General features: G+C 51.1%; 14 protein-coding genes. 7 read left to right on the top strand and 7 right to left on the bottom strand.

The features are described from left to right. Window positions 1-76: 76 nt before the first annotated feature. The 7 genes from cyoE to ACSZO4_RS02545 form a co-directional block, all read right to left on the bottom strand. Window positions 77-964 carry a heme o synthase gene (gene cyoE / locus ACSZO4_RS02575; RefSeq protein WP_437887266.1) on the bottom strand — a complete coding sequence of 296 codons (888 nt, stop codon included), beginning with the start codon at window positions 962-964 and terminating at the stop codon, window positions 77-79. 11 nt (window positions 965-975) lie between these two features. Continuing rightward, on the bottom strand, window positions 976-1302 hold the full coding sequence (locus ACSZO4_RS02570; RefSeq protein WP_437887265.1) for a cytochrome o ubiquinol oxidase subunit IV: 327 nt from the start codon (window positions 1300-1302) through the stop codon (window positions 976-978). Next, entirely contained in the window at window positions 1302-1919 is a 618-nt protein-coding gene (locus ACSZO4_RS02565) for a cytochrome o ubiquinol oxidase subunit III (protein ID WP_437887264.1), read from the bottom strand. The genes ACSZO4_RS02570 and ACSZO4_RS02565 overlap by 1 nt, the downstream gene beginning before the upstream one ends. Next, complete coding sequence (gene cyoB, locus ACSZO4_RS02560; protein WP_437887263.1) at window positions 1909-3900, bottom strand: cytochrome o ubiquinol oxidase subunit I; 1992 nt, start codon at window positions 3898-3900, stop codon at window positions 1909-1911. The genes ACSZO4_RS02565 and cyoB overlap by 11 nt, the downstream gene beginning before the upstream one ends. A 16-nt stretch (window positions 3901-3916) precedes the next feature. Beyond that, a complete protein-coding gene (gene cyoA, locus ACSZO4_RS02555) occupies window positions 3917-4864 on the bottom strand; it encodes a cytochrome o ubiquinol oxidase subunit II (RefSeq protein ID WP_437887262.1) in 948 nt (315 codons plus the stop codon). A 567-nt stretch (window positions 4865-5431) separates the two neighbouring features. Beyond that, a complete protein-coding gene (ampG, locus tag ACSZO4_RS02550) occupies window positions 5432-6907 on the bottom strand; it encodes a muropeptide MFS transporter AmpG (protein ID WP_437887261.1) in 1476 nt (491 codons plus the stop codon). Between the two features lie 41 nt (window positions 6908-6948). Then, window positions 6949-7527 (bottom strand): lipoprotein, encoded by a 579-nt coding sequence (locus ACSZO4_RS02545; RefSeq protein ID WP_437887259.1) that lies wholly within the window; start codon window positions 7525-7527, stop codon window positions 6949-6951. A 302-nt stretch (window positions 7528-7829) separates the two neighbouring features. Between ACSZO4_RS02545 and bolA the strand changes: the two genes are divergently transcribed. From bolA to ppiD, 7 genes are all read left to right on the top strand, one after another. Next, complete coding sequence (gene bolA, locus ACSZO4_RS02540; RefSeq protein ID WP_437887258.1) at window positions 7830-8147, top strand: transcriptional regulator BolA; 318 nt, start codon at window positions 7830-7832, stop codon at window positions 8145-8147. 343 nt (window positions 8148-8490) lie between these two features. After that, window positions 8491-9789 (top strand): trigger factor, encoded by a 1299-nt coding sequence (tig, locus tag ACSZO4_RS02535; protein ID WP_437887257.1) that lies wholly within the window; start codon window positions 8491-8493, stop codon window positions 9787-9789. Window positions 9790-10205: 416 nt separating this feature from the next. Then, window positions 10206-10829 carry an ATP-dependent Clp endopeptidase proteolytic subunit ClpP gene (clpP, locus tag ACSZO4_RS02530; protein WP_437887256.1) on the top strand — a complete coding sequence of 208 codons (624 nt, stop codon included), beginning with the start codon at window positions 10206-10208 and terminating at the stop codon, window positions 10827-10829. Between the two features lie 127 nt (window positions 10830-10956). Then, on the top strand, window positions 10957-12231 hold the full coding sequence (gene clpX / locus ACSZO4_RS02525) for an ATP-dependent protease ATP-binding subunit ClpX (protein ID WP_437887255.1): 1275 nt from the start codon (window positions 10957-10959) through the stop codon (window positions 12229-12231). 183 nt (window positions 12232-12414) lie between these two features. After that, complete coding sequence (lon, locus tag ACSZO4_RS02520; protein WP_437887254.1) at window positions 12415-14769, top strand: endopeptidase La; 2355 nt, start codon at window positions 12415-12417, stop codon at window positions 14767-14769. A 209-nt stretch (window positions 14770-14978) separates the two neighbouring features. Then, window positions 14979-15251 carry a nucleoid-associated protein HU-beta gene (hupB, locus tag ACSZO4_RS02515; RefSeq protein ID WP_002444653.1) on the top strand — a complete coding sequence of 91 codons (273 nt, stop codon included), beginning with the start codon at window positions 14979-14981 and terminating at the stop codon, window positions 15249-15251. A gap of 211 nt (window positions 15252-15462) precedes the next feature. Next, on the top strand, window positions 15463-17337 hold the full coding sequence (gene ppiD, locus ACSZO4_RS02510) for a peptidylprolyl isomerase (RefSeq protein WP_437887253.1): 1875 nt from the start codon (window positions 15463-15465) through the stop codon (window positions 17335-17337). Window positions 17338-17442 lie beyond the last annotated feature (105 nt).

The following is a 17442-nucleotide window of genomic DNA, read 5'->3' as shown; positions in this document are numbered from 1 at the left end:
ATGGCAGGAAAGAAGAGGGCAGAAAAAGGGCATAAAAAAACCGGGTTCAGGAACCCGGTTTATCACGGCAGGTGCATTACCAGACGTAGGTCAACAGGCTATGCGAGTCAGGAACCATAAAATCCACTGACATCATTACGCTCAGCGCGGTAATAGCGATGATGGAAAAGCCGAACAGTTTACGTGCCCAGACTTTGTCATCTTCTACTTTGTAACCGCGCAGAGCCATACCCAGCCACCATACGCTCACTGCCGCGGCCACCACCAGATACTTGTACCCGGCGTAGCCGCCTAAAGAGAGCATCAGCGTCGCTACGGCAAAGGCGATGATGTACAGCGTGATATGGTTTTTGGCAACCGAAATGCCCTTGACCACCGGCAGAACCGGAATATTTGCCGCCTGATAATCTTTAAAGCGGAAAATAGCGATGGCATAGGAGTGCGGCATCTGCCACAGGCTAAAGATAGCCAGCAGAATGGCTGCGCCGCTGTCGAAGTTACCGGTGACGGCACAATAGCCGATCACCGGAGGCGCTGCGCCAGAGAGCGAACCAATCAGCGTACCGTAGACCGAGTGGCGTTTCATATACAGGCTATAGACGCCCACATAGACCACGAAGCCCATCACCCCTAACCAGCAGGCCAGCGGATTGGCACCAAACCACAACAGCATAAAGCCAGCAATACCCAACAAGGCCGCGTATACCAGCGAGACTTTTGGCGAGATCAACCCCCGAACCAGCACGCGGTTTTTCGTCCGTTCCATCTTTTTATCGATGTCCCGGTCAATATAGTTGTTAAATACACAACCAGAGGCGACAACCAGCGATACGCCAAGCAGCGTACAGGCGAACAGTGGGTAATCAATATGGCCTTTGGAGGCCAGCAGGAATCCACCGATCACCGAGATCAGGTTGCCAAAAATAATGCCAGGCTTCGTTACTTGCAGGTATTGCTTAAACATACTCGCCGCTCTTAGTGAACCATCATGTTGTAGTTCAGGTTCCACATAATCCAGATGGAGCCCACTACCAGGATAGCGATGATAATCACGGTAAAGACAAAGGCCGTCATGTTCCACCCTTCGTCAGACTTGGTATTCATGTGCAGGAAGCAAGACAGATGCACCAGAATCTGAATAACCGCCGTCACCAGGATAGTACCCAGAATGACACCGTGAGACGCTGTCCCGTTCATCACCATCCAGAACGGAATAACCGTCAGGATGATCGACAGGATGAAACCTGTCATATAGGTTTTTACGCTGCCGTGGGAAGCGCCATGATCGTTAGAATGACTCATTACATCGCCCCCATAAGATAGACAACCGAGAACACGCAGATCCACACCACGTCAAGGAAGTGCCAGAACAGGCTCAGGCACATGATACGGGTACGGTTGGTGTTGGTCAGACCGCGACGGTAGACCTGGAACATCAGTACCGCCATCCAGATAAGACCGGAGGTGACGTGCAGACCGTGGGTGCCAACCAGCGCGAAGAACGCTGACAGGAAGCCGCTACGATCCGGACCCATACCGTTAACAATCAGGTGGTGGAATTCATAGATTTCCATCCCGATAAAGCCCGCACCAAACAACCAGGTCAACGCCAGCCAGGAAACCACCTGGCTTTTGTTGTTTTTGTACATGGCGATAGCCGCCATGCCATAGGTGATGGAGCTGAACAACAGCAGTGCGGTTTCGACCATGACGAACGGCAGTTCGAAAATGTCTTTACCGGTCGGGCCGCCCGCGGTGCCGTTCACCAGAACGGCATAGGTGGCGAACAAGCAACAGAACAGAATGCAGTCGCTCATCAGGTAGATCCAGAAACCGAAGACTTTCATCGGTCCTGTATCGTGATGCGCATGCGCGTCGTGCGCATGGGCGTTAGAGTGCGCCAAAGTATCAGTTGCCATTTTTCAGCCCCGCTTTAGAAATCTCATCGAAATGCTGATTTTCCACTTTTTCAACGTCTGCAACCGGTACGTAGTAATCCACGTCCTCGTCAAAGCTCTTCACAATCCAGCTGATGATCATGCCCGCAAAGCCTGCGATAGCCAGCCACCAGATATGCCAGATCATGGCGAAGCCAAACACCGTTGCGAAGGCACAAATTACGATACCGGCACCGCTGTTTTTCGGCATATGAATCTCTTCATAGTGCTCAGGCTGCTTGTACGCTTCACCTTTCTCTTTCATTTCCCAGAATGCGTCACGCTCATGGATCTGCGGTACAATGGCAAAGTTATAGAACGGCGGAGGAGAAGAGGTTGCCCACTCCAGCGTACGGCCACCCCATGGGTCACCGGTCAGGTCACGGTTCTGCTCGCGGTCGCGAATCGAAACGTAGAACTGAATCAGCTGACAGGCGATACCGCAGGCAATCAGCACCGCACCGCCTGCTGCAATAACCAGCATGGTGTGGAACTGCGGGTCAATCTGCTGGCTCAGGCGACGGGTCATACCCATAAAGCCCAGCACGTACAGCGGCATAAATGCCACGAAGAAGCCGACTATCCACAGCCAGAACGCGCGTTTGCCCCAGGTCTCATTCAGCGTGAAGCCGAAGGCTTTTGGCCACCAGTAGGTAATGCCCGCGAAGATACCGAAGACCACACCGCCGATAATAACGTTATGGAAGTGGGCAATCAGGAACAGGCTGTTATGCAGCACGAAGTCCGCACCCGGCACCGCCAACAGCACGCCGGTCATACCGCCGACGGAGAAGGTGACGATAAAGCCGATGGTCCACAGCATCGCAGAGTGGAACACGATACGGCCCTGGTACATGGTGAACAACCAGTTGAAGATCTTCACCCCGGTCGGGATGGCGATAATCATGGTGGTGATACCGAAGAAGGCGTTTACGTTCGCGCCCGCACCCATGGTGAAGAAGTGGTGCAGCCAAACGATAAACGACAGGACGGTAATACACACGGTTGCCCACACCAGCGAGGTGTAACCAAACAGGCGCTTACGCGAGAAGGTGGCGGCGATTTCGGAGAACACCCCGAAGACCGGCAGAACCAGAATGTACACTTCCGGGTGACCCCAGGCCCAAATCAGGTTGATGTACATCATCATGTTGCCGCCCATATCGTTGGTAAAGAAATGGGTGCCCAGATAGCGATCCAGGGTCAGCAGCGCGACGGTGACGGTCAGAATTGGGAACGAAGCGATAATCAGGATGTTGGCGCACAGAGATGCCCAGGTAAATACCGGCATCTTGAACATCGTCATGCCAGGGGCACGCATCTTGATAATAGTCACAAAGAAGTTAATACCGGTCAGGGTTGTACCGATACCGGAGAGCTGAATCGCCCAAATCCAGTAATCGACGCCCACGCCCGGACTGTACTCAATTCCCGAAAGCGGCGGATAGGCCAGCCAACCGGTCTGCGCGAATTCACCCACGCCCAGGGACAGGTTCACCAGGATAACGCCGACAACCGTAAACCAGAAGCTCAGGTTGTTCAGGAACGGGAACGCTACGTCGCGCGCGCCGATTTGCAGCGGAACGACAACGTTCATCAGACCAATAACCAGCGGCATCGCCACGAAGAAGATCATGATAACGCCATGGGCGGTAAAGATCTGGTCGTAGTGATGTGGTGGCAGGAAGCCAGCTTCACCTGCCGAAGCAAGCGCCTGCTGGCTACGCATCATGATCGCATCCGCAAAGCCACGAATTAACATGACGATACCGACGATGCAGTACATGATGCCGAGTTTTTTGTGGTCGACCGAAGTCAGCCATTCATTCCACAGGTAGCTCCACTTACCGAAGTAAGTGATAAGGGCCACTAAGGCCGCACCACCGATGATAATTGCAGCAATCGTAACCACGATAATAGGTTCGTGATACGGCACCGCATCCAGTGTCAATTTTCCGAACATTTTCTTCCTCGGCCCCTTAGTGAGAGGTTTCCGCGTGATTCATGTCCATGCCTTCCATACCTTCGTGTGAGGCGTGCTCACCTTCCGGTTGGGCCATGTTCATGCTCTTGCCGTGGTCCATAAATTTGTTGGTCACATCTTTGAACAAATCAGGTTTCACGTCAGAGAAGTACTCCACCTTGTTGTATTCGCTAGGCGCTGCCACTTTCTCGAACGCGGCCATGTCAGACATGGTGTTCGTTGACTGTTTGGCTTTAGCGACCCACTGGTCGAAAGCGGCACGGTCAGGTGTAGCAATGGCTTTGAACTTCATACCAGAGAAGCCCGGGCCGCTGTAGCTGGCGGAGATACCATCATAGGTGCCTGCTTCATTGGCGATCAGATGCAGATTAGTCTGCATACCGGCCATCGCGTAGATTTGGCTACCCAGACGCGGGATAAAGAAGGAGTTCATCACGGAGTTCGAGGTCACTTTGAACTGCACCGGTGTGTTCGCCGGGAAGGCGATTTCGTTCACGGTGGCAATGCCCTGTTCCGGATAAATGAAGAACCATTTCCAGTCCATGGAGACGACTTCGATCGTAATCGGTTTCTCATCGTGAACCAGCGGTTTGCTTGGCTCAAGCGAGTGAGTGGTTTTCCAGGTCAGTACGGCAAGGAACACGATGATAAGAATAGGCACTGTCCAGACCACTGCTTCAACTTTGTTGGAGTGTGACCAGTTAGGGCTGTACTTCGCATCTTTATTGCTCGCACGGTATTTCCATGCAAAACCAACTGCCATCAAGATGGCGGGAATCACGACAATCAACATCAGGCCAAATGCCGTCAGTATCAACGAACGTTGCTCCAGTCCAATCTGTCCTTTTGGGTCAAGGAGCGCAGAATCACAACCACTGAGTAATGCAGTAGCGGCGATTAATGACATCCATCCCAAACTTTTATTGTATTTCCTGAGTCTCATTTAACGACCTCAATTCCACGGGGGGCTGGTGGCGTTTAAAGTGTGCGGGCATCTTACGGGAAGGTTACATTACTGTAAACATGAATGGCGTAGTGTCAGTAAGGTGTTACTGTCTTCTGCCGATTATGTCACACAGAATGCAACAATCTGTAAAATCGGGCGTTCGCACAACCTCTCATCAAGGTTATAACGAAAACTTTACCTTACAATAAGGGGTGGGGGTAAATTGGTATAACCAATCAGTTTAATAAACATTTAATTAACAACAACTCATCATTTATTGAACATTACTGGAAAGCGTTAATTAATAACTACTGTAAATTGTTAAAGCGTAGCTCCTAATTTATACCGCACAAAATAATTAAAGAAAAATTATTACAGAACGGATTAATTATCACTAAGACTTTTTTAAATTAATGATTAAATATTGAACGATATGCTACCGGTCTGTAATTATTTAGTGTGGTTCACTGCTTAACCGACTGATTTTATATACAGATCTTTACCTTAAGAATTGAATCAGGAGAACAGAACAGGGCGTACTCCGATTATTAATCGCAACCGGCGTCAGGCATGTTGCGTTTTGCGCAATGCGAGCAGATCGAGAAGACCGCCGTAAAGGACACCGCCCAGGGCGCAGAAAATACCGGTTTCCAGCAGAGTATCGCCAAAGGTTAGCTGTGTGAGGTTACTGGCATTGAGCAGTAAAATAGCCAGCCCCGCCGCCAGAAGAACACAGCCGATTGCGAGGATCCGCAGCGCCAGACGGTAAGAGCGGGCATATTCGGTGCGTGGCAAAAATTGCTCATTCAACTGGGTGAACTCCAGCGTTTTTTTGCATACCAGTAACAGCAAGAGACCCGGCACGGCTGCGGCGATAGAAAACAGATAGAAGGTTGGCCAGCCGTGGGCTTCAACAAACCAGCCGGCCAGCGGGCCGACGTAAACACGTCCGACAGCCGAAAGTGCGGAAAGCAGGGCGAACTGAGTTGCAGAGAACGACTTATTGCACAGCGTCATCAGCAACGCCACAAAGGCAGAGGTTCCCATTCCACCGCAAAGGTTCTCAAAAAACACGGCGGAAGCCATGCTCAGCATGCTTTTGTCCGTCACTGCGAGGAGCCAGTAGCCAGTATTAGAGGCCGCCTGCAAAACGCCAAAAATGAGCAGCGCCCGGAAAAGTGACAATTTTTGCATCAGCACGCCGCCCCATAGCGCGCCAATGATAGTAGCGATTAGTCCCAGGGTTTTGTTCACCACGCCAACTTCGCCGGCATCGAAACCGACGCCACGAATCAAAAACGTGGTGGTGAGGGTCATCGCAAAGGCATCTCCAAGTTTATAGAGAACAATAAGCAGCAGGATAAGCCAGGCGTTGTTGCGGCCAAAAAAGTCACGTAACGGCGCGGTGATAGCCTGTTCAAGGCTGCGCGGCGAGGGAATGGCATCGTTCGGTTCAGGAGCAACAAGGGTGGCAATAATGCAGGGAATTAACAGTACCGCCATTAACCAGTACATCCCCTGCCAGCCCAGCCAGCGATCGGCGAGCCACAGTGCCAGCCCGCCGGAAACCAGCATGCCTAAACGGTAACCCAGCACGCTAATTGCGGCCCCGGCCCCCCGTTCTTCTGCCTGCAATACATCCGTTTTCCAGGCGTCGAAGACAATGTCCTGGGAGGCGGAACAGAAGGCGATAACCACAGCGAGGGCCGCCATCCAGCGTAGCTGGTTTAACGGCTCCAGAAACCCCATTGCCGCAATAGCAATAAGCAGGCTGAACTGAGTAACAAGGAGCCAACCACGACGACGACCGAGAAACGGCGGCGTGTAGCGGTCCATTACCGGCGACCACAGGAATTTAAAGACATATGCCTGACCGACCAGCGAAAAGAAACCGATGGTCTTTAAATCGACATTCGCGACCGTCATCCACGCCTGAAGCGTGCCGGACGTGAGGGCAAGCGGTAAGCCAGAGGCAAAGCCCAGAATCAGTAAGATGGCTGACTTAGGTTGCGAAAAGATGCGTAAGTAATGGTTAGGCATGTGTGATAACTGGCCCGGATTGCCGGGCCAGAGAACAGAACTTAGTGCGCGTTCTGTTTAATGAACTGATGGATAGCAGTGTCCTGGGACATGTCGGCGATGGTATCGGTCAGCACGTTGTTAACCGCGTTGGCGATTTTCTCATTAGAGGCCTGTAAAGCACCTTCAACGTTGTAGCTGGCGCGGTAGTTTTTGGTCATCTTGTTGCCGTTAGCTGCGGTGGCAATGATGGCGATATCTGCTTTGGTCGAAATTTTGTAACGCAGGTTGCCTTCAGATACGTCAGCAAAGAGCTGGTTAACAATAATCTGCAGGTTAGCTGCACCGTTCGGTCCGATCATATAACCGCGGGCTGCCATTTGTTTCTCCAGTACTTCCTGCAACAGGAAACGCAGATCACGGGATGCGGTCAGGGTAACCAGCTGATTATCACGGTTCACTTTCGCCAGGGCCTGGTCCTGACGCTGATCGGCGCCATTGATACTGACCGTTACGCCCATCAGGCTCGGATCCTGCTGCGGCAGGGTGATTTTTGGCGCGACATCAAGAGTGGTTGGCGGCGTTGCGCACCCGGCCAGCATAAACATTGCGACCAAAGGAAGGAGGAATTTTTTTAACATGGTCAGGCTCTCAGTGGATCGTAAACGTAAAAGGGGAAATTTGCGCCATCATAACATTGCCGTCAACAAGAGGAAGTCCTCAACGCATGTAAATTCATCGTCTTGTGTAATTCTTGCTCACTAACGAGATTTATCTGAACTATTGACGGTCTCGAATGAGACCTTTTACGTGCAGTTCATACCTTTGGCTGAGAATCCACGACGAAAGCTAAATTTTTGTTGTTTTCTTGTTATGGACAGGATAAAAGCGGCTAACATTTAAAGGGATGGGTAGCATCTCAGCGTTGCAGAGGAGTCATTTCATGATGATACGTGAACAGATAGAAGATAAATTAAGGGCAGCGTTTGAACCCGTGTTCCTCGAAGTTGTTGATGAAAGCTATCGTCACAATGTACCGGCCGGTTCCGAAAGCCATTTTAAAGTCGTTCTGGTAAGCGATCGTTTTAGCGGCGAACGTTTTCTGAATCGTCATCGCATGATTTACGGTACATTGTCGGCAGAATTGTCTACTACCGTCCATGCTTTAGCGCTGCATACCTACACTATTAAGGAGTGGGCGGGTTTGCAGGATACCGTTTTTGCCTCGCCGCCCTGTCGTGGCGCGGGCACCATCGCGTAAAACGCATTTGCAACTGCCTGAACTTTTCCAGTATGTTGCGTACAGATTATGTGAAAACGGCCTGCGGGCCGTTTTGTTTTGTCTGAGATTTGAGCGAGAAGCGCAATTTTTAGGTCAAAATTACCTCGGAATTGTGAAAAATGGCGCAACAATGCGGCATTACCGTTCTCGACTCACTAAAGTGATGCCGCTATAATGCTGCGTCTTATATATGAACGTCTTCGGGATGATTCTGGCGACAGGGAATGTTTATCTAATTTGAGAAAGCACCCCGGTTATGTGAAGCCAACGAAAGCTTCCAGTGAAGAGTTGACCGAGCACCGTGATTTTTTGAGGTAACAAGATGCAAGTTTCAGTTGAAACCACTCAGGGCCTTGGGCGCCGTGTAACGATTACTATCGCTGCTGACAGCATCGAGACCGCTGTTAAGAGCGAACTGGTCAACGTAGCGAAAAAAGTACGTATCGACGGGTTCCGTAAAGGCAAAGTACCGATGACCGTTGTTGCTCAGCGTTATGGCGCTTCTGTTCGCCAGGACGTGCTGGGCGAACTGATGAGCCGTAACTTTATTGATGCGATCATTCAGGAAAAAATCAACCCGGCTGGCGCACCGAACTACGTTCCGGGCGAATACAAACTGGGTGAAGACTTTACCTATTCCGTTGAGTTCGAAGTGTATCCGGAAGTTGAGCTGAAAGGCCTGGACACTATCGAAGTCGAAAAACCAGTTGTAGAAGTGAACGACGCTGACGTCGACACTATGCTGGACACCCTGCGTAAACAGCAGGCGACCTGGAAAGATAAAGAAGGCGCAGTTGACGCTGAAGACCGTGTAACCGTTGACTTCTCCGGCTCTGTAGACGGCGAAGAATTCGAAGGCGGCAAAGCGACTGATTTCGTACTGGCGATGGGCCAGGGTCGTATGATCCCGGGCTTTGAAGACGGTATCAAAGGCCGCAGCGCTGGCGAAGAGTTCACCATCGACGTGACCTTCCCGGAAGACTACCACGCTGAAAACCTGAAAGGTAAAGCAGCCCAGTTCGTTATCAACCTGAAAAAAGTTGAAGAGCGCGAACTGCCGGAATTCACCGAAGAGTTCATCAAACGTTTCGGCGTTGAAGATGGTTCTCTGGCTGGCCTGCGTGGCGAAGTGCGTAAAAACATGGAGCGCGAGCTGAAAGGCGCGGTACGTAACCGTATCAAGTCTCAGGCTATCGACGGTCTGGTGAAAGCGAATGATATCGAGATCCCGGCTGCACTGATCGACAGCGAAATCGACGTTCTGCGTCGTCAGGCTGCTCAGCGCTTTGGTGGTAACGAGAAACAAGCGCTGGAACTGCCGCGTGAATTGTTTGAAGAACAAGCTAAACGCCGTGTTGTTGTTGGCCTGCTGCTGGGCGAAGTGATTCGCACCAACGAGCTGAAAGCTGACGAAGAACGCGTTAAAGGTCTGATCGAAGAGATGGCATCTGCCTACGAAGATCCGACTGAAGTTATCGAGTTCTACAGCAAAAACAAAGAGCTGACCGACAACATGCGTAATGTTGCTCTGGAAGAACAAGCGGTTGAAGCCGTACTGGCCCAGGCGAAAGTGACTGAGAAAGCAACCAGCTTCCAGGAACTGATGAACCAGCAGGCTTAATTTACTCGTCCTGCATATACCCAAAATATTTCAAGTTGCATGAAGGCGGCAACGCAGCGAATCCCCAGGAGCTTACTGAAGTAAGTGACTGGGGTGAGTGAGGAAAGCCAACGCGCAGGCGAGTTGAAGTATGACGGGTATAAAGAGTAAACAAAAAGCCCGTCACCTTAAGGTGGCGGGCTTTTTTTATCGCATTAGCGTTATCAGATGTGTGCTAAAAGGATGTTTCAGTGTTAGCGTAACAGCAAAAGGTTGTTATGCTTGAATTAAGGTGTAGTCATCCCCATCTAGGGTACGTGACGGCAAACACTCTGGCTGATAATCCGTCCGCGTGCGGGTCGTAGTCAGACCTGGCGCGCTCAAGTACAATCAGTACAGTACAGCAGGTTATTTATTTTTATATCCAGGAGACGGAAATGTCATACAGCGGCGAACGAGATTCCTTTGCACCCCATATGGCTCTGGTGCCAATGGTTATTGAGCAGACTTCACGCGGTGAGCGCTCCTTCGATATCTACTCCCGTCTTCTCAAGGAACGTGTCATTTTCATGACTGGTCAGGTCGAAGATCACATGGCTAACCTGATTGTCGCGCAGATGCTGTTTCTGGAAGCAGAAAACCCGGAAAAAGATATCTACCTGTACATTAACTCTCCTGGTGGGGTGATCACTGCCGGGATGTCGATTTATGACACCATGCAATTTATTAAGCCTGACGTTAGCACCATTTGTATGGGCCAGGCGGCGTCTATGGGCGCATTCCTGCTGACGGCCGGGGCGAAAGGCAAGCGTTTCTGCCTGCCAAATTCACGCGTGATGATTCACCAGCCGCTGGGTGGCTATCAGGGTCAGGCAACAGATATTGAGATCCACGCCCGCGAAATCCTGAAAGTAAAAGGGCGCATGAATGAACTCATGGCGCACCATACGGGTCAATCATTAGAACAGATTGAACGCGACACCGAACGTGACCGCTTCCTGAATGCAAACGAAGCCGTTGAATACGGGCTGGTCGATTCAATTTTGACCCATCGTAATTAATGCCCAGGCAGCAGGTGTATCGCTATACTAAATGAGAGCGGCAAAACGCTTCAAAAGCGTTTTGCGCCTGGAATGGCATTTGCGTCGTCATGTGCGGCACAAAAGAACAGAAAAGAGGTTTTGACTCATGACAGATAAACGCAAAGACAGTTCAGGCAAACTGTTGTACTGCTCTTTTTGTGGCAAAAGCCAGCATGAAGTGCGCAAACTGATTGCCGGACCGTCCGTGTATATCTGCGACGAATGTGTTGATTTGTGTAACGACATTATTCGCGAAGAGATTAAAGAAGTTGCGCCGCATCGCGAGCGCAGTGCATTGCCAACGCCCCACGAAATTCGCCACCACCTTGACGATTATGTTATCGGCCAGGAACAGGCGAAAAAAGTGCTGGCGGTGGCGGTATACAACCACTACAAACGTCTGCGCAATGGCGATACCAGCAATGGTATCGAACTGGGCAAAAGTAACATCCTGCTGATTGGCCCAACCGGTTCAGGTAAAACGCTGCTTGCGGAAACGCTGGCGCGTCTGCTGGATGTGCCTTTTACCATGGCGGATGCGACAACCCTGACCGAAGCGGGTTATGTGGGCGAAGATGTTGAAAACATCATTCAGAAGCTGTTGCAGAAGTGCGATTACGACGTACAAAAGGCGCAGCGCGGTATTGTCTATATCGATGAAATCGACAAGATTTCCCGTAAATCTGACAATCCGTCCATTACCCGTGACGTCTCTGGTGAAGGCGTACAGCAGGCGTTGCTGAAATTGATCGAAGGTACCGTGGCGGCAGTACCGCCGCAGGGTGGTCGTAAGCATCCGCAGCAGGAGTTTTTGCAGGTGGATACGTCGAAGATCCTGTTCATCTGCGGTGGCGCTTTCGCCGGGCTGGATAAAGTGATTTCCCACCGCGTAGAGACTGGATCGGGTATCGGTTTTGGCGCGACGGTGAAATCGACTGCTGAAAAACCGAACGAAGGCCAGCTGTTGTCGCAGGTGGAGCCGGAAGATCTGATCAAATTTGGTCTGATCCCGGAATTCATTGGCCGTCTGCCGGTTGTCGCAACGCTGAATGAGCTGAGCGAAGAAGCATTAATTCAGATCCTGAAAGAGCCGAAAAACGCCCTGACCAAGCAGTATCAGGCACTGTTTAATCTCGAAGGTGTGGATTTGGAATTCCGTGACGAAGCCCTGACGGCGATTGCCAAAAAAGCGATGGTGCGTAAAACCGGCGCCCGTGGTTTACGTTCCATTGTTGAAGCAGCATTGCTCGATACCATGTATGACTTACCGTCTATGGACGAAGTTGAAAAAGTGGTCATCGATGAATCTGTCATCGGTGGTCAAAGTAAACCGCTTCTGATTTACGGCAAGCCCGAAGCACAACAAGCTTCTGGTGAATAATTCATCAATTCATACAGTCAGTTAAAAATAAAGGGGGGATTTTATCTCCCCTTTTATTTTTCCTTAAACACGGCGTTGAATGTGTGGGAAACATCCCCATATACTGGTTTACATGTTAACGGTGCGTGTTGCACAGTCACGTCACCGGATTACCTGGCGGACATTAAACTAAGAGAGAGCTCTATGAATCCTGAGCGTTCTGAACGCATTGAAATCCCCGTATTGCCGTTGCGCGATGTGGTGGTTTATCCGCACATGGTCATACCCTTGTTTGTCGGGCGGGAAAAATCTATCCGTTGTCTGGAAGCGGCCATGGACCATGATAAAAAAATCATGCTGGTCGCCCAGAAAGAAGCCTCAACAGATGAGCCGGGTGTAAATGATCTTTTCACCGTCGGGACCGTGGCCTCTATCCTGCAAATGCTGAAATTACCGGACGGCACCGTCAAAGTGCTGGTCGAGGGCTTGCAGCGCGCGCGTATTACCGCTTTATCAGATGATGGCGAACATTTCTCGGCGAAAGCTGAGTATCTTGATTCTCCGGCCATTGATGAGCGTGAGCAGGAGGTGCTGGTACGCACCGCGATTAGCCAGTTTGAAGGCTATATCAAGCTCAACAAAAAAATCCCACCGGAAGTGCTGACGTCGCTGAACAGCATTGATGATCCTGCCCGTCTGGCGGATACCATTGCTGCGCACATGCCTCTGAAGCTTGCTGACAAGCAGTCCGTTCTTGAGATGTCCGACGTTAACGAACGTCTGGAATATCTGATGGCGATGATGGAATCCGAAATCGACCTGCTGCAGGTTGAAAAACGTATTCGTAACCGCGTCAAAAAGCAGATGGAAAAATCTCAGCGTGAGTACTATCTGAATGAGCAGATGAAGGCTATTCAGAAAGAGCTTGGCGAGATGGATGACGCGCCGGACGAAAACGAAGCGCTGAAACGCAAAATCGACGCGGCGAAAATGCCAAAAGAGGCAAAAGAGAAAGCCGAAGCCGAGCTGCAAAAACTCAAAATGATGTCGCCGATGTCTGCGGAAGCAACCGTCGTGCGTGGTTATATTGAGTGGATGGTTCAGGTTCCCTGGAATGCCCGTAGTAAGGTCAAAAAGGACCTGCGTCAGGCTCAGGAGATCCTCGATACCGACCACTATGGTCTGGAACGCGTGAAAGACCGCATTCTTGAGTATCTCGCGGTGCAGAGCCGTGTGAACAAGCTCAAAGGGCCAATCCTGTGCCTGGTAGGACCGCCGGGGGTAGGTAAAACCTCTCTGGGTCAGTCCATCGCCAAAGCCACCGGACGTAAATATATTCGTATGGCGTTAGGCGGCGTACGTGATGAAGCGGAAATTCGCGGTCACCGTCGTACCTATATTGGCTCTATGCCGGGCAAACTGATCCAGAAAATGGCCAAAGTGGGCGTTAAAAACCCGCTGTTCCTGCTCGATGAGATCGACAAAATGTCTTCGGATATGCGTGGCGATCCGGCATCCGCACTGTTAGAAGTACTGGATCCGGAACAGAACGTCGCCTTCAGCGATCACTACCTGGAAGTGGATTACGATCTGAGTGACGTGATGTTTGTCGCCACCTCGAACTCCATGAATATTCCGGCGCCATTGCTGGATCGTATGGAAGTGATTCGTCTGTCCGGCTACACCGAAGACGAAAAACTGAATATCGCCAGACAGCACCTGCTGTCGAAACAGATTGAACGTAACGCGCTGAAAAAAGGTGAACTTACGGTTGATGACAGCGCTATCGTTGGCATCATTCGTTATTACACTCGTGAAGCGGGGGTACGTAGCCTTGAGCGCGAAATCTCCAAACTGTGCCGTAAGGCGGTAAAACAGCTGCTGTTGGATCCGTCCCTCAAACACATTGAGATCAACGGCGATAACCTGCATGACTACTTAGGTGTTCAGCGCTTTGACTATGGCCGTGCGGATGATGAAAACCGCGTGGGTCAGGTTACTGGCCTCGCCTGGACTGAAGTGGGCGGCGATCTGCTGACCATCGAAACCGCCTGTGTGCCGGGTAAAGGCAAGCTGACCTACACCGGCTCGCTGGGTGAGGTGATGCAGGAATCTATCCAGGCGGCGCTGACCGTCGTGCGTGCCCGCGCTGAGAAGCTGGGGATTAACGGCGATTTCTACGAGAAACGCGATATTCACGTGCATGTGCCGGAAGGCGCCACACCAAAAGATGGCCCAAGTGCCGGTATTGCCATGTGCACCGCGCTGGTTTCTTGTCTGACCGGTAACCCGGTTCGCGCCGATGTTGCCATGACGGGTGAAATTACCCTGCGTGGTCAGGTGCTGCCGATTGGCGGTCTGAAAGAGAAATTACTGGCGGCGCACCGCGGTGGTATCAAAACTGTGCTGATTCCTTTTGAGAACAAACGCGATCTTGAGGAAATTCCGGATAACGTTATCGCTGACCTGGATATTCATCCGGTGAAGCGCATCGACGAAGTTCTGGCACTTGCACTGCAGAATGAACCCTTTGGGATGCAGGTTGTAACGGCAAAATAGTGACCCCGCGCAAAGAGCGCTGATAAAAACAAGGCTGATAAGGCATTTCTTACTTGCCAGCCTTTTTTTGTATAGCTAATTTAGATTGCTGGTGTGTTATCCATCAACAACGGGTGTTGTAAGGGCATGACAGGCCTGATATAACTGCTGCGCGGTCGCACTGTGAAGGATGCATGTGCGATATAAATTATAAAGAGAGGAAGAGAAGAGTGAATAAATCTCAACTGATAGACAAGATTGCCGCAGGGGCCGATATCTCTAAAGCGGCAGCTGGACGTGCGTTAGATGCTTTAATTGCTTCGGTTACTGAATCTCTGCAAGCCGGGGACGACGTAGCGCTGGTAGGTTTTGGTACCTTCGCTGTTAAAGAGCGTGCTGCGCGTACAGGTCGCAACCCTCAGACTGGCAAAGAGATCACCATCGCCGCAGCTAAAGTTCCTGGCTTCCGCGCAGGCAAGGCACTGAAAGACGCGGTAAACTGATCATTTTCCGTTGCGGAAAGTGAAAAAGAACAAGGGCGCATCGAAAGATGTGCCTTTTTTTGTTTGTTCAGCCATCTTTATCTGAGTTTCTGCGTGTTCCGGGCTGACAATTGACCCCTTTTCTTGTCAAAATACATCTTTGTACGCAGCGTCGGGAAACTGAGTGACTGCGCGAGGTCTACAGTCACCTACAGCGGAGTGTTGTTACACCATGATGGACAATTTACGCACGGCAGCAAACAGCATCGTGCTCAAGATCATCTTCGGCATCATTATCGTGTCGTTTATTTTGACTGGCGTTAGCGGCTATCTCATTGGCGGTAGCGATTCCTATGCCGCAAAGGTAAACGACCAGGAAATCAGTCGTGGGCAATTTGAGAATGCCGTTGCCAGCGAACGTAACCGCATGCAGCAGCAGCTGGGTGAGCAGTTCTCTGAACTTGCCGCCAACGAAAACTACATCAAGTCTATGCGTCAGCAGGTGCTCAATCGCCTTATCGATGAAGCGCTGCTCGATCAATACGCCAGACAACTGCATCTTGGTATCAGCGACGAGCAGGTTAAAAGTGCGATTTTTGCCACCCAGGCTTTCCAGTCGAACGGCAAATTCGATAATGCGCGCTTTAACGGCATCGTTAACCAGATGGGGATGAGCGCGGATCAATACGCGCAGGCGCTGCGTAACCAGCTTATTTCCCAACAGCTGATTAATGCTGTTGCCGGAACGGATTTTATGCTGAAAGGCGAAACTGACGAGCTGGCTGAACTGGTTGCTCAGCAGCGTGTCGTTCGTCAGGCCGTGATTGACGTTAATAAACTGGCTGCCACGCAGACCGTGAGCGATGAAGAAGCGGCCGCTTTCTACGAGCAAAACAAAGGTCGTTTCGTGACGCCTGAGCAGTTCCGTGTCAGCTACATCAAACTTGATGCGGCGGCGATGCAGTCTGAAGCCAGCGATGCAGATATTCAGGCTTACTACGATCAACATCAGGATCAGTTCACTCAGCCGCAGCGTAACCGCTACAGTGTGATTCAGACCAAAACTGAAGATGAAGCAAAAGCGATTCTGGAAGAGCTGAACAAAGGCGGTGATTTTGCGGCGCTGGCGAAAGCCAAATCTGCCGATATTATTTCTGCCCGCAACGGCGGTGATATGGGCTGGCTGGAAGCATCCACCACTCCGGATGAGTTGAAAAATGCAGGCCTGAAAGACAAAGGTCAGCTTTCTGGCGTCATCAAATCTTCGGTCGGTTTCCTGGTTGCCCGTCTTGACGATATTCAGCCTGCAAAAGCGAAGCCGCTTGCTGATGTGCATGATGAAATCGCTGCAAAAGTGAAACAGGAAAAAGCGCTGGATGCATGGTATGCGTTGCAGCAGAAAGTCAGTGAAGCTGCCAGCAATGACAACGAAACCCTGGCGGGCGCTGAACAGGCCGCAGGTGCTAAAGCCGTTGAGACAGGCTGGTTTGCGCGTAACAGCCTGCCGGAAGAGCTGAATTTCAAACCCGTTGCTGATGCTATTTTTGAAGGCGGACTGGTAGGGCCAAACGGCGCGCCAGGCAGCAACTCCGATATCATTACCGTCGATGGCGATCGTGCATTTGTGTTGCGTATCAGCGAGCACAAACCTGAAGCGACCAAATCTCTTGCCGAAGTGAAAACCGAGGTCAGCGATATTGTTAAACACAATAAAGCCCAGCAGCAGGCCAAACTGGATGCTGACAAGCTGATTGCTGAGCTGAAAGAAGGTAAAGGTGATGAGGCCATGAAAGCCGCTGGCCTGAGCTTCGGCGACGCGAAAACGCTGACGCGTACCGGACAGGATCCGGTGAGTCAGGCGGCGTTCTCCCTGCCATTACCGGCGAAAGACAAACCGGGTTATGGTGTGGCGAATGATATGCAGGGTAACGTGGTGGTGCTGGCGCTGGATGAAGTGAAAGCGGGTACCATGCCGGAAGAGCAGAAAAAAGCGATGGTTCAGGGGATTACCCAGAACAACGCGCAGATCGCCTTCGAAGCCCTGATGAGCAACCTGCGTAAAGAAGCCAAAATCAAGCTGGGCAACCAGATTGATCAGCAGCAATAACGAGCCGCTTCCCACAAAATTTGTAATTCAGTGCAAACTCAAAGGCCGCTTTCGCGGCCTTTTCCATTTCTGTTTGTTGCCGTTTGTTCAGGCTCCTTGCGCCGT

It is taken from the genome of Phytobacter sp. V91 (assembly GCF_965644225.1).
Lineage (GTDB): Bacteria > Pseudomonadota > Gammaproteobacteria > Enterobacterales > Enterobacteriaceae > CBFFRJ01.
This window is presented reverse-complemented; position numbering and strand designations above follow the sequence as displayed.

What these genes read in the sequence shown, in the direction of transcription:
- cyoE (WP_437887266.1), bottom strand. Translation starts at nt 964, where the DNA reads ATGTTTAAGCAATACCTGCAAGTAACGAAGCCTGGCATTATTTTTGGC.
- ACSZO4_RS02570 (WP_437887265.1), bottom strand. Translation starts at nt 1,302, where the DNA reads ATGAGTCATTCTAACGATCATGGCGCTTCCCACGGCAGCGTAAAAACC.
- ACSZO4_RS02565 (WP_437887264.1), bottom strand. Translation starts at nt 1,919, where the DNA reads ATGGCAACTGATACTTTGGCGCACTCTAACGCCCATGCGCACGACGCG.
- cyoB (WP_437887263.1), bottom strand. Translation starts at nt 3,900, where the DNA reads ATGTTCGGAAAATTGACACTGGATGCGGTGCCGTATCACGAACCTATT.
- cyoA (WP_437887262.1), bottom strand. Translation starts at nt 4,864, where the DNA reads ATGAGACTCAGGAAATACAATAAAAGTTTGGGATGGATGTCATTAATC.
- ampG (WP_437887261.1), bottom strand. Translation starts at nt 6,907, where the DNA reads ATGCCTAACCATTACTTACGCATCTTTTCGCAACCTAAGTCAGCCATC.
- ACSZO4_RS02545 (WP_437887259.1), bottom strand. Translation starts at nt 7,527, where the DNA reads ATGTTAAAAAAATTCCTCCTTCCTTTGGTCGCAATGTTTATGCTGGCC.
- bolA (WP_437887258.1), top strand. Translation starts at nt 7,830, where the DNA reads ATGATGATACGTGAACAGATAGAAGATAAATTAAGGGCAGCGTTTGAA.
- tig (WP_437887257.1), top strand. Translation starts at nt 8,491, where the DNA reads ATGCAAGTTTCAGTTGAAACCACTCAGGGCCTTGGGCGCCGTGTAACG.
- clpP (WP_437887256.1), top strand. Translation starts at nt 10,206, where the DNA reads ATGTCATACAGCGGCGAACGAGATTCCTTTGCACCCCATATGGCTCTG.
- clpX (WP_437887255.1), top strand. Translation starts at nt 10,957, where the DNA reads ATGACAGATAAACGCAAAGACAGTTCAGGCAAACTGTTGTACTGCTCT.
- lon (WP_437887254.1), top strand. Translation starts at nt 12,415, where the DNA reads ATGAATCCTGAGCGTTCTGAACGCATTGAAATCCCCGTATTGCCGTTG.
- ppiD (WP_437887253.1), top strand. Translation starts at nt 15,463, where the DNA reads ATGATGGACAATTTACGCACGGCAGCAAACAGCATCGTGCTCAAGATC.